The organism is Gammaproteobacteria bacterium (assembly GCA_033720895.1).
In the GTDB taxonomy this organism is placed as follows: Bacteria; Pseudomonadota; Gammaproteobacteria; order Natronospirales; family JAJUFS01; genus JAWWBS01.
In genome coordinates, this window is record JAWWBS010000062.1 from 1 (window position 1) to 12,330 (window position 12,330).

Annotated in this window: 15 protein-coding genes; 12 read left to right on the forward strand and 3 right to left on the reverse strand. The window is 62.1% G+C overall.

Translation table 11 applies throughout. The features are described from left to right. Positions 1-272: acyl-CoA dehydrogenase family protein (locus R3217_08955; protein ID MDX1455569.1), on the reverse strand; the 272-nt coding region annotated here is incomplete at its 3' end. Positions 273-618: 346 nt separating this feature from the next. Here R3217_08955 and R3217_08960 point away from each other — a divergent pair. The 6 genes from R3217_08960 (at position 619) to R3217_08985 (ending at position 6,012) form a co-directional block, all read left to right on the forward strand. Continuing rightward, complete coding sequence (locus tag R3217_08960) at positions 619-1,329, forward strand: hypothetical protein (GenBank protein ID MDX1455570.1); 711 nt, start codon at positions 619-621, stop codon at positions 1,327-1,329. Between the two features lie 66 nt (positions 1,330-1,395). After that, positions 1,396-2,001 carry a fused MFS/spermidine synthase gene (locus tag R3217_08965; protein ID MDX1455571.1) on the forward strand — a complete coding sequence of 202 codons (606 nt, stop codon included), beginning with the start codon at positions 1,396-1,398 and terminating at the stop codon, positions 1,999-2,001. A 2-nt stretch (positions 2,002-2,003) separates the two neighbouring features. Beyond that, positions 2,004-2,909, forward strand: a complete 906-nt coding sequence (locus R3217_08970) for a fused MFS/spermidine synthase (protein MDX1455572.1) — start codon at positions 2,004-2,006, stop codon at positions 2,907-2,909. Positions 2,910-3,079: 170 nt separating this feature from the next. After that, a complete protein-coding gene (locus tag R3217_08975; GenBank protein MDX1455573.1) occupies positions 3,080-3,691 on the forward strand; it encodes an FMN-binding negative transcriptional regulator in 612 nt (203 codons plus the stop codon). A 9-nt stretch (positions 3,692-3,700) separates the two neighbouring features. Continuing rightward, positions 3,701-4,630 carry a histone deacetylase gene (locus R3217_08980; GenBank protein MDX1455574.1) on the forward strand — a complete coding sequence of 310 codons (930 nt, stop codon included), beginning with the start codon at positions 3,701-3,703 and terminating at the stop codon, positions 4,628-4,630. A 35-nt stretch (positions 4,631-4,665) separates the two neighbouring features. Beyond that, positions 4,666-6,012, forward strand: a complete 1,347-nt coding sequence (locus tag R3217_08985; GenBank protein ID MDX1455575.1) for a malic enzyme-like NAD(P)-binding protein — start codon at positions 4,666-4,668, stop codon at positions 6,010-6,012. Between the two features lie 17 nt (positions 6,013-6,029). On the opposite strand, the gene R3217_08990 is transcribed toward R3217_08985, so the two are convergent. After that, positions 6,030-6,497, reverse strand: a complete 468-nt coding sequence (locus R3217_08990) for an Mpo1-like protein (GenBank protein MDX1455576.1) — start codon at positions 6,495-6,497, stop codon at positions 6,030-6,032. Between the two features lie 81 nt (positions 6,498-6,578). Between R3217_08990 and R3217_08995 the strand changes: the two genes are divergently transcribed. The 4 genes from R3217_08995 (at position 6,579) to R3217_09010 (ending at position 10,141) form a co-directional block, all read left to right on the forward strand. Beyond that, positions 6,579-7,115, forward strand: a complete 537-nt coding sequence (locus R3217_08995) for a PaaI family thioesterase (protein MDX1455577.1) — start codon at positions 6,579-6,581, stop codon at positions 7,113-7,115. A 93-nt stretch (positions 7,116-7,208) separates the two neighbouring features. Then, positions 7,209-7,502 (forward strand): DUF3775 domain-containing protein, encoded by a 294-nt coding sequence (locus R3217_09000; protein ID MDX1455578.1) that lies wholly within the window; start codon positions 7,209-7,211, stop codon positions 7,500-7,502. A 30-nt stretch (positions 7,503-7,532) separates the two neighbouring features. Continuing rightward, entirely contained in the window at positions 7,533-8,609 is a 1,077-nt protein-coding gene (locus R3217_09005) for a metal-dependent hydrolase (GenBank protein MDX1455579.1), read from the forward strand. After that, positions 8,609-10,141: a phospholipase gene (locus R3217_09010; protein MDX1455580.1), complete on the forward strand. Its 1,533-nt coding sequence runs from the start codon at positions 8,609-8,611 to the stop codon at positions 10,139-10,141. The genes R3217_09005 and R3217_09010 overlap by 1 nt, the downstream gene beginning before the upstream one ends. A gap of 28 nt (positions 10,142-10,169) precedes the next feature. Here the strand turns inward: R3217_09010 and R3217_09015 are convergent, their stop codons facing one another. After that, positions 10,170-10,427 carry a hypothetical protein gene (locus R3217_09015; GenBank protein ID MDX1455581.1) on the reverse strand — a complete coding sequence of 86 codons (258 nt, stop codon included), beginning with the start codon at positions 10,425-10,427 and terminating at the stop codon, positions 10,170-10,172. A 176-nt stretch (positions 10,428-10,603) separates the two neighbouring features. Here R3217_09015 and R3217_09020 point away from each other — a divergent pair, with 176 nt between their 5' ends. Beyond that, positions 10,604-11,533 (forward strand): ABC transporter ATP-binding protein, encoded by a 930-nt coding sequence (locus R3217_09020; GenBank protein MDX1455582.1) that lies wholly within the window; start codon positions 10,604-10,606, stop codon positions 11,531-11,533. Next, positions 11,530-12,306, forward strand: a complete 777-nt coding sequence (locus R3217_09025) for an ABC transporter permease (protein ID MDX1455583.1) — start codon at positions 11,530-11,532, stop codon at positions 12,304-12,306. Before R3217_09020 ends, R3217_09025 begins: the two co-directional genes overlap by 4 nt. The last annotated feature ends 24 nt before the right edge of the window (positions 12,307-12,330 follow it).

A 12,330-nucleotide genomic window follows, 5' to 3' on the forward strand; every position in this document is an offset into this window, starting at 1 on the left:
ACGAAGCTGCGGATGCCGGAGTCGCCGCGCTCGAGTTCCTGGCAGATCAGGCCGTAGGAAACCGAGTTCAGGCCCGCGCAGTCGTAACCTTCGATGCTGGAACCGAACAGGCCGAGGTCGGCGAATTCCGGGATCAGCTCCTTCGGGAAACGACCCTCTTCAAAGCACTCGCCAATGATCGGCAGGATCTTTTCATCGACCATGCGGCCGACGCTGTCCTGCACCATCTGCTCTTCGTCGGAGAGCGAGCTGCGGATGTCGTAGAAATCCATCGAGTTGAGGGTAGACACGGTTGTACTCCAGCCTTCAGTATCGCCCGGGCGGTTCAGCCGCGCCGAGGCAGTGTGTTTGTTCGGAAACCCCCGGTACCAGCGGCTTCGCGCCTGCCAGGCCCCGTGGGGAGAAAGGCGCGCATCATACCGTATTGGCGCCTGAAAATCAGGCGGCTGGCGGATTTTTCTCCAGGTCGCTGCGGTGGCCTGGGCCCTGCCGGGGCCGGGCCAAATGCCGAGGAATTCCACAGTTTCCGGGCCCTGCAGCGGACGCGGCAGAGGCAGCCGGCGGGCGGTCCGGGTACACTTTGCTGCCGCAGTGCAGTCCATCCGCACAGGAGGCGAGATGCTGAACATTCCGAACAAGGGTGTCATGAAGTCCATCGCAACCCTGCTGGCCCTGGTCCTGTCGGCGCCGCTGGTGGCGGGCGACACCTATGAATACGACCTGAACGGTGCGACCTTCGTCGCCCCCGAGCCTGCCGGCATGCGTGCGCTGTATGGCGTGAACCCCGAAATGAACGCCCTGCTGGAAAGCCTCTACCCGGCGCAGGGCCAGATTTTCGAGGGCTACCTCAGCTTCGATGCGAACCAGGAGCCCACCGGCGACCATGCCCTGATCGGCACCATGCCGGTGCGCGGTGCGACGGTGGATGACGCCCGCAAGACGGCGCGCCAGTCGATCGCCATGATGGAAGACATCTCGCCCGAGAAGCTGCAGGAAGCGGCGGCCGAGAACTCCCGCCGGGTCAACGAAGCGGCAGGCACCGAGGGCCAGATCGAACATCTCGGCAACTGGTTTGTCGAAGACTCGCTCACCGACTACGAGCTGGGCTCGAGTTTTGCGACCCTGGTCGAATCGCGTGTGACCAATGCCGGCGAATCGGAGACCGTGATCGAATTCCGGCGCATCGCACTGCTGGTGTTCGAAGAGCGCCTGCTGATGGCGCTGTACGTGGAAACCCTGGACAACCGCCAGGCCTATGCCAAGGCCAATACCGCCAGCCTTGCATGGTTCGACAAGGTGGTTGCGATGAATACCGATTCGGGTGAATGATTCACTCGCTCATTGAATAAGGAGAACGGCTTGAAGTCCGAACGATCTTTCGCCTTGCTGATCCTGATGCTCGCTTTCACCGGCGGGTTTTCCATCATGTCCATCGAAATGCTGGGCGGCCGCATCATGGCGCCGTACTTCGGCAGCTCGATCTACGTCTGGGGTTCGATCATCACCATCTTCATGGTGGCGCTGTCGATCGGTTACCTGGTCGGTGGTCATCTCAGCCTGATCCGGCCGTCGCTGAAGAAATTCGGCAGCCTGTTCCTGTTCTGCTCGGTCGCCGTCGTGCCGATGGTGTGGGTGGATGATCCGGTGATGGAATGGGTGTTCATGAATGTCGAAGACATCCGCTACGGTTCGCTGCTGGCGGCGACAGGCCTGTTCTTCCTGCCGACCGTCGCGATGGGCATCATCTCGCCTTACGCCGTGCGCCTGCTGATCCAGAACACGCACACATCGGGCTCGGTCGCGGGCAAGCTGTATTTCGTCTCGACCGCCGGTTCGGCCGGTGGCGTGCTGATGACCTCGTTCTACTTCGTGCTGTGGTTCGAGCTCGACACCATCATCTTCCTGCTCTCCGGCGCGCTCGCCGTTTGCGGGATCATTGCCTTGCTGGCGGCCAGCCGTTTCCGGGTGGCCACCTCCGAAGAACTGCACGCGGGAGCCTGAGCATGATGCGCCTGTCCGGAATTCTCATTGCTGTTTTCCTTGCTGCCGGTTTCGCGAGCGATGCGCTGGCGGCGGAAAAGGTGCTGTACAACAAGAAGTCGCTGTACCGGAACATCACCGTCACCGACGACGGCGAGAAGATCTGCATGATGTTCGCCTCGCGCGGTTACTACACGTCCATGCAGTCCTGCCAGTACAAGGACGATCCCGACAAGCTGGTGTTCGATTACACCAAGCTGAGCATGGCGGGCCTGCTGCTGAACCCGAACCCCGAGCGCATCCTGGTGATTGGTCTCGGTGGCGGTTCACTGCCGGAGGCGTTCCACTCGATGTTCCCCGAGGCGAAGATCGACGCAGTCGAAATCGACGAGGCCGTGGTCGATGTTGCCGAGCGCTATTTCAATTTCGAGGAAGGCGACAACACCCGCGTGATCGTCAAGGATGCGCGTGTCTACGTGAAGCAGGCCGGCATGTTCGGTCGCCAGTACGACTACATCATCCTCGATGCGTTCAATGGCGATTACATTCCCGAGCACCTGATGACCAAGGAATGGCTGGAGGAAGTGAAGCGCCTGCTGGCCGATGACGGCGTGCTGATTGCCAACACGTTCTCCGTGTCACGCCTCTACCACAACGAGTCCGTCACCTATGAAGAGGTATTCGGCTGGATCCGGAACGTGAAGCAGGAATCCGGCAACCGCCTGATCCTGACCGGCAAGTTCGATCCCGTGTCGCAGGCCGACATGATCGAAAAGGCGAAAGCCATGCCGGAAGACAAGTTCGAACACCTCGGCATCACGCCGATGTTCCTGGCCGAGAACTTCCGCGACGAACGCGACTGGAACGAAGAAGCGCGGGTGCTGACGGACCAGTATGCGCCGGTCAATTTGCTGAACTCGAGGGATTAGGCAGCGCGCCTATTACGCCTGCCGCTCCGGTGTTGCGTTCGGGCTCGAAATGCTCACGTACGGGTGTGTACGCTCCGCTTTCTCGCCCGCCTGCGCCGGTGAGCGCCTGCGCTCATGACGGCGCATAGCAAGCTGGTGTGCTAATGAGTTTTCTTTCGAGGCCCGAAGAAATGTCTTACCCACCGACCCGCCATGCCGAAACCGACGAAGCAAGGATCTTCGACGCCATTGACGCCATCGTGCAGGGCACGTTGATCGTGCGCGAAGGCCGGGACGGCAATGACAAGCTGCATTTCAGCTACGTCCCCTTCCTGCTGGATCGCGACGCGCGCAAGCTGATAGGTCACATTGCAAAAGTGAATCCGCAGCACGAGCTGATGGATGGCGAGATGGTTGACGTGGTTTTCCATGGCCCGCATGCCTACATTTCACCTGCCTTGTTCGATAACAAGAAGGTGCCGACCTGGAACTATGTCAATGTCGAGGTTCGCGGACGCGCGCTCGTGATGCATGAACGCGACGAGAAGCTCGCCATCATTCGAACCTTGACCGAAAAAATGGAAGGCGATGCACAGCCATACTTTGATGCGGATGCCGAGCGCATCGAACGCCTGGTGAATGCGATTGTCGGTTTCAGCATCGATATCGAATCGTTGACGGGTCGCTTCAAGCTGGGCCGCAATGACGAAATGCCCGTGCAGCAAAAGGCCTTCGACGTCCTCGAATCATCCACGCCACCCGAGCTGCGCGACTGGCTGGAATCCCTGCGGCCTGCCGATTAGTTTTCAAGCATGCGAGTTTCCTACCATCCCGACTATTTCGTGCCGTTGCCGGAAGGGCATCCCTTCCCGATGGCCAAGTTCCCCGACCTGCATGCCATCCTGCTGGAACGCGGCCTTGTCTCGCCTGCCGATGTCATGCCGATGGAGGAAGCCTCGCGCGAACTGCTGGGTCTTGTTCACGAGGACGCCTACCTCGACAAGCTGTTCGGTTTCTCCCTGCCGCCGATCGAGGAACGCAAGATGGGCCTGCCCTGGACGCCGGAGCTGTTGCGTCGTTCGCGGCTGGCAGTCAGCGGCACCTTGAACGCGGCACGCGCAGCGCTGGAAGAGGGCATGGCGGGCAACCTCGGCGGCGGCACGCACCACGCCATGCCGGACCATGGTCGCGGCTTCTGCATTTTCAATGACGTGGCGATTGCGATCCGGCAGCTGTTGAACGAGGGCCGCATCCAGCGCGCGCTGGTGCTGGATTGCGACGTCCACCAGGGCGACGGCACGGCAACGATATTCGGGAACGAACCACGGGTGTTCACTTTTTCCATGCACGGCGACCGCAACTACCCGGCGCGCAAGCCGCCGTCGACGGTCGACGTGCCCTTGCCACATGGCATCGAAGACGAGGAATACCTCGAGGTGCTGCGCGCCCATTTGCCGGAAGTGCTGCGCCGGGCGAGCCCGGACCTGGTGGTGTATCTCGGCGGGGTGGACGTGCACGCCGACTCCACCTTCGGGCATTTTGCCTTGAGCGATGCGGGCATCCGCCAGCGCGACCGGCTGGTCATTTCGACAGTCCGCGCCCGGAATATCCCGTTGACACTCACTTTATCGGGCGGATACGCAGCAAGTCCTCGCCGAACGGCCGAGCTCCATGCCATTATGTACGAAGAGGCAGTTGCGCAAGACCGACGTCAGAACAAGAACGCAACGCCGCCCATCTGAATTTGCATCGAACCACGGGGGAGGCAGCTTCACCCATGAAAATCCCAGAGATCCTGCTGGTCGAATCGCAACACAAGCCCGGCAGCCTGGCCAAGATCCTGCAGGTCATCGGCGAGTGTGGCCTGGTCATCCAGAACCTCGATGCCATTCGTCGTGACCAGGACAAGACGGTCTGGGAAATCACCCTGGAGATGGACGAGGATGCCTACATCAATGTCGGCGCCCGCATTTCCGACCTGCCGAATGCCCGCCTGCTGGGCAAGTCCGATCGCGTGTTCAATCGTCACCAGGGCGGCAAGATCCGCACCCAGTCGGTCTTGCCGATCGACACCCTGCAGGAACTCCGCGACATCTACACGCCCGGCGTGGCGCGCGTCTGCCTGGCCATCCAGAAGGAACCGTCACTCGCAGCCAAGTACACGGCGCTGAACAAGACCGTGGCGATCGTTACCAATGGCACGGCGATCCTCGGCCTGGGCGACATCGGCGCGGTCCCCGGCCTGCCGGTGATGGAAGGCAAGGCGGCCCTGTTCGCCAAGCTGGTCGGCCTCAACGGCGTGCCCATCCTGACCGAGCTGGACGATGCCGACGAGATTGTCCGCACCATCAAGAACATCGCGCCGAGCTTCGGCGCCATCCAGCTGGAAGACATCGCCGCACCGACCTGCTTCGACATCGAGCAGCGCCTGCAGGCCGAGCTCGACATCCCGGTGCTGCACGATGACCAGCACGGCACGGCGGTCGTCGCACTGGCGGCCTTGCTGACCGCCACGCGCCGCGTCGGTGTCAGCCTGAAGGACCATTCCGTCGGCCAGATCGGCCTGGGCGCTGCCGGCATCGGCATCGTCCGCCTGCTGAAGAAGTATGGTGTCACCAAGCTGCTCGGCACCGACCTGAGCGAAACCGCGCTCGACATGCTGGAAGCCGAAGGCGGCCAGCGCGCCACGCTCGACGAGCTGATGGCCAAGGCCGACATCGTGGTCGCCACGACGGGCGTGAAGGGCCTGATCAAGCCGAGCATGGTGCGCAAGGGCCAGCTGATCCTGGCGCTGTCGAACCCGGACCCGGAAATCGAACCGCGCGAAGCGCTGGCCCAGGGAGCGGCCTTTGCCGCCGACGGCAAGGGCATCAACAACGTGCTGGGCTTCCCGGGGCTGTTCAAGGGCGCGCTGGATGCCGGCGCCAGGCAGTTCACCGATGCCATGCTGATTGCGGCCGCAGAAACGCTGGCACTGACCTCGCCCGAGAACGAACTGGTGCCCGATCCGCTCAAGCCGGAGGTGCACCAGGCAGTGGCCGAGGCCGTTGCCTTTGCCGCCCGGCATGGCAGCTTCGATGACGATGCGGATTCGGATCCTTCCCCTGCAGCCGGCAACGGCTAGCCGGGTTCGGGAGTCCGTCAGTAGGGAATGCCGAGCTTGCGGTAGATGAAGCCCAGCAGCCAGATCGGGCCGATCAGCAGGAACTGGATGTCCTCGAAGAAGGAAGGCTTCCTGCCTTCGATCTTGTGGCCGATGAACTGGCCGATCCACGCTACGACGAAAATCGCCAGGCACGACTGCCACAGCGGCCAGGGCAGGCTGGTGAGTGCGGCGATGCCCCAGATGCAGGCGGCCACGTACAGCAACATGCCGAGCGCAAGGCTCGGCGACAGGATGGCGTAGTAGATCAGCGCCAGGCCAATGAATACGGTCGCGACATTCAGCCAGGGCGACAGCTTGCTGATGGATTCCGGCAGGGGAATGGCCCACATAAGGCCCAGCAGGCTGAACACGATGGCGGGCACGCAGACCCAGTGGATGGCCTTGTTGGTCGGATCCTGGTGGCTCACGCCATAGGCGGCGAACCATTCATCGGCTGTTTTCATCTCTCTTCCCCGTGTCACGGGCTGGCTTGCAAGCGCCTGCCAGTCTCCCCATCATCAAAGCTCACACAGAAGAGGTGCGCCGTGCAACACGAAGGCAACAGCTTGATGAATCGCCTGCAGCGCTGGGTCTGGCGCCATGGCGGGGTCTCCGACAAGCGCAAGATCGAGTGGTATCCGCCCTTCCTGATGATGCGGGTGAAGCTGCTGGAGGCGAAGGACGACTGGCGACTGGTGCGCCTGAAGCTGCCGCTGAACACCTTTTCAAAGAATCCCGGTGGCGTGATGTTCGGCGGCTTCCAGGCCGCACTGGCCGATCCCATTGCGGCGCTGGCCTGCGCTCGCGTGTTCCCCGGGTATTCCGTCTGGACACGGGCCATGACCATCGATTTCCAGCTGGGCGGCAGCACCGACCTGGAACTGCGCTTCGAGTTTCCACCGGAGATGGAAGAGAGGATCGCTGCCGATCTTGCTGCCAAGGGACGCAGCACGCCGACCTTCGAGTACGGTTTCTACCTGACCGACGGGCGTTGCTGCAGCGTGATTCACAACACCGTGGCGATCCGTCCCAAGGGCTACACCAAGGCCACCACGCCGGGAGCCGATTCGGAGTTCAACTGATCCGGTCGACGGCCGACTTGCCGCGGCGGATGGCATGCTTTATACCTTGGCCTTTCAGGGCGAACATTCGACCAAGCAGGAGACACAGGCAGCATGAAAGCGCTGAGCAAAGAGGCAGTCGAAAAGATGATCGAACATGCCAACGACGGCCAGCTCGACGAGCTGACGGGGGACATGGTGCGCTTGAACGAGGAACAGCTGGCCGAGCTGAAGGCGCTGGTCTGGCTGGCGAAGGATGACGAGAATCCCAAGCACTGGGAAGCGCTGGTCATCGAGGCAAAGTTCCAGCTTGACGACCAGACCGCGCGTTTCATCGCGGACACGCCGGAGCTGGGCAGCAAGCTGCAGTCGGGACTCGACAAGATGGAGTCGGCCGGCCGGATCTGAATCAACACCGTCGGGATACCAGAGGGCTGAATGGATACGATCACCCACGCCATCAGCGGCGCCGTCATCGGCGCGGCCACCGGCAACCGCCATCCCGACAAGGCCGAAATTCGGCGCCGCACAGCGTGGGGTGCCGCGTTTGCCGCCTTTCCCGATATCGATTTTCTCATGGTGTTCTTCGTGGACACCTTCACCTACCTGAACGAACACCGGGCGCTGACGCACTCCGTGGTGCTGCTGCCTGCCTGGGCGGCCTTGCTGGGTGCGCTGGCGGCGAGCTTTGCGCCACGGGCCGAGTTCCGGAAGGAATTTCGCAACTTCGGCATGCTGGCCGCCGTCGCACTGGCGGCGCACATTCTCGGCGACCTGATTACGTCCTATGGCACGCGTATCCTGTCGCCGCTGGACTGGACGCCGTTCGCCTTCCCGATCACCTTCATCATCGATCCGATCTTCACCGGCATCCTGCTGGCCGGCCTCGTGGTGGCGCTGTGGCGCCTGTCCAGCATTCCGGCAATGGCTGCCGGGCTGCTGCTGTTTGCCTATCTCGGCCTGCAGGTCGGGGCGCGCCAGGCAGCGGAGGAGATCGGCCATGACAAGGTCGCAGCCGAGGGTTGGAACAGCGCGATCGTGGTGGCCTTTCCGCAGCCGCTGTCGCCGATGCACTGGAGCGTGGTAATCATCCACGACGGGGTCTACGAGCGAAGCTTCATCGACCTGCTGGAAAGCGAAGCGCGACCGAGGCCAGCCGCCGATGCCGGCGTGGCCAGCCAGGCCCAGGCCGCGTACCGGCCAGTGGACGATGCCCGCTGGTTCACTTTCCCGCGCTGGCCGGAGAATTACCTGGTCAAGGAGAAGGCGCAGATAGCCTGGTACCAGGACGAGTTCGAGGGATTCCGCGAGTTCGCGCTGCTGCCCTACGTGACCCGCATGAAGACCGTGGGCGAGGAGCTCTGCGTCTGGACGGCCGACCTGCGGTTCAGCATGCCGGTGCGCAACAATCCCTTCGAATACGCCATGTGCCAGTCGCTCGACGGCCAGTGGCGACTGCTGGACAGCAGCGTGGCCGACCTCGCGGGCTCGATTGCCAGCGGGGAAATGGACTGATGGCAGGGAAATCGGCATCGAAGGCCGCAGCAAAGGCAATAACCGTCGTGCTGGTGCACGGCTGGAGCGTGCGCACCACCGAAACCTACGGTGCCCTTCCCGAGAAGCTGCGGGACGAGGCGCGCAAGCTCAAGGGCAAGGCCAACGCGCCGAAGATCGACGTGCACAATATCTGGCTGTCGCGTTACATCAGTTTCCACAACGAGGTTCGCTTGAAGGACATCGCGCGGGCGCTGGATGCCGCGCTGCGCGATGAGTTCGGCGACAACCTGGAAAAGCGCAAGCTGGCGATGATCACGCATTCCACCGGCGGGCCCGCGGTGCGCGAATGGCTGCAGCGCCATTACGTCAACGAGGGTCGCAAGCTGCCACTCGACTACCTGGTGATGCTGGCGCCTGCCAATTTCGGTTCCGCGCTGGCGCAACTGGGCCGCACCCGCCTCGGGCGCCTCAAGGCCTGGTTCGAAGGCGTGGAACCGGGGCTTGGCGTGCTCGACTGGCTGGAACTGGGCTCACCGGAAAGCATGCACCTGAATGGCGAGTGGCGACGCGGCTGGAAGAAGCTGCGCCAGCAGGGACTGTATTCCTTCGTGCTGACCGGCGCATCGATCGACCACAAGGCCTACGACCATGTGAACAGCTACACCGGCGAGATGGACAGCGACGGCGTGGTGCGCACGGCCGCCGCCAACCTCAATCATCGCCATCTCACCCTGGAGCAGGCGTCCAGCGATGGCAGCAAGCGGGATTTCCTGCCGCTGGTCCTGACGGAACAGCACGAGCTCACCGGCATTCCCTTCCGGCTGCTGCCTGGCATGGCGCATTCCGGTGATCGGATGGGTATCCAGCGCAGCGTCCGCAAGACCAGCCAGGATCACCCGACGGTCGATGCCATCCTGGCCTGCCTGTCGGTCCGTTCGGCGGCGGATTACCGCAAGCTGGACAGGCAGTTCGCTCGCGATTCTGTCGAGATCGAGGCTGCGCAGCGCGTGGAAGTGCGCGACCTGCCTGGCCCCTTCGACCGCACGCGCATCAACGACCCGGGTTCCCAGGTGGTCTTCCGCCTGCACGACGACGCCGGTGAGCCGATCCGCGATTTCGAGGTGATCCTGACCGCTGGCGAGGACGACCCGGACCGCTTGCCGCCGGGTTTCCTGCTGGACCGGCAGCGGAACTCGCGTGACGGCAGCACGCTGACCTTCTATTTCAACGCGGCGAGAATGCTGGGCGCTGCGGCAGTGGAAGACCAGGACGGTGGACTGCGTGAAGAACTGCCCGGCTGCGAGGCGCTGGGCATGAAGATCATCGCCTACCCGCTGGATGGTTTCGTGCATTACCGCCCGGCGATCCTGCCAGCGAGCAAGGAGTTCCTGGAGGCATTGATCGTGCCGCACCAGACCACGGTGGTGGATATCGTGCTGCACCGGGTGGTGCGCAAGAACGTGTTCCGCATCGGCAAGCGCCATGAAACGTCGGATTTCACACGCAGTGAACCCGGACCACCCTTGCCGGGCGGCACCTCGCGGGACTGAAATTCGGGATTGGCTGGAGCCCAGGGGCTCAGGTGTTGCTGCCTGGAGCCCGGGCAGCGCGACCATCCTGGTCGGCTGCCTCTATCTCGGCCCGCAACTGTCTACGCTGGCGGAGCAGGAGGCTTACCACCTGCGCCCGTGCCAGTTCGCGGGACCGCCCGTGGCCATTGCGGAGGCTGACCAGTTCCTCTTCGTAATAGCGAATGTCCTCGTCGATGCTTGCCAGCGTGGCAGTGGCATCGACAGCAGGGCTGTCAGCGAGGCGGTTTTTTCTTGCTTCGTCCATGCTGCGACTTTAGGCCGCCTGCCCATGCGTTGCTTCAGCGGGGTGGATGGCCGCCCGTAAGTAATTGCTGATTGGCAGCAGCGAATTTCGACCTTTGTTAGACTAGGCGCCTCTCCGGTACCCGCTGCCGCCGTTTCATGGCGCCAACGGTGATTTCACAAGCAAGGATTCGTCCAATGAAGGCACTTTCCATCAGGGACCTGCGCAAGGTCTATTCCGACGGCACCGAAGCGGTCCGCGGCATCGATCTCGATGTCGAGGCCGGCGATTTCTTTGCCCTGCTGGGGCCCAACGGCGCCGGCAAGACGACCACCATCGGCATCGTCACTTCGCTGGTCAACAAGACGGGCGGCAAGGTCGAGGTGTTCGGCACCGATACCGACGTGGACTTTGCCACGGCCAAGTCGAACATCGGCCTGGTACCGCAGGAAGTGAACTTCAACATGTTCGAAACCTGCGAACAGATCGTGATGAACCAGGCCGGCTACTACGGCATCGATCGCACGACGGCAAAGGCACGGGCCGAGAAATACCTGCGCGAGCTGGATCTCTGGGAAAAGCGCAACCAGGTCTCCCGCAACCTGTCCGGTGGCATGAAGCGCCGCCTGATGATTGCCCGGGCGCTGGTCCACGAGCCGAAGCTGCTGATCCTGGACGAACCGACGGCCGGCGTGGATATCGAAATCCGCCGTTCCATGTGGGCCTTCCTCAGGAAGATCAATGCCGAGGGCACGACCATCATCCTGACTACGCATTACCTGGAAGAGGCCGAGAGCCTCTGCCGCAACATCGCCATCATCAACAAGGGCCGGATTGCGGAGAACACCCGCATGAAGAACCTGCTGGAAAAGCTGCATGTCGAGACCTTCATTCTCGACATGCAGGATGACGTCGCCGACCTGTCGGGCTTCGAGCAGTTCCAGCTGAAGAAGGTCGACGATCGCACCCTGGAGGCCGAGATCACCAAGGAAAACAGCATCAACGAGCTGTTTGCTGCGCTCTCCGACAAGGGCATGAAAGTGCTGTCCATGCGCAACAAGGTGAATCGCCTCGAGGAGCTGTTCGTCCGCATGGTCGAAGACCAGAACAAGGAGCCTGCCGCATGAGCCGCTTTACCGAGAATTTCATCGGCTTCCAGACGATCGTGCGCAAGGAAGTCACGCGCGTGCTGCGCATCTGGGTGCAGACCATCGTGCCGCCGGCGATCACCATGACGCTGTACTTCATCATTTTCGGCAACCTGATCGGTTCGCGCATCGGACCGATGGAAGGCTATGACTACATGGCCTACATCGCACCGGGCCTGATCATGATGTCGGTCATCACCAACAGCTATGGCAATGTCGTTTCGTCGTTTTTCGGCGCCAAGTTCGCCAGCCATATCGAGGAACTGCTGGTCTCGCCATTGCCGAACCACTACATCCTCTGGGGTTACATCATGGGTGGCGTTTGCCGCGGCCTGATGGTGGGCGCGATGGTGACGGTGATCGCGCTGTTCTTCACCGACCTCAGTGTCGAGCATCCCTTCATCACCCTGAGCATCGTGTTGCTGACGTCCATCGTGTTTTCACTGGGCGGCCTGATCAACGCCATCTTCTCGAAGAAGTTCGATGACATCTCCATCGTCCCGACCTTCATCCTGACCCCGCTGACCTACCTCGGCGGCGTGTTCTATTCCATCAACATGCTGCCGGACTTCTGGCAGAACGTGTCGAAGGGCAATCCGATTCTCTACATGGTGAATGCCTTCCGTTACGGCATCCTGGGCGTGTCGGACATCGGCATCGGCACGGCCTACCTGATCATCGGTGCATTCATCGTCGGGCTTTACCTGTTCGCCATGTTCCTGCTGAACAGGGGTGTGGGGCTGAGGAGCTGACAGAGGACGACCCGTCGGGTCATG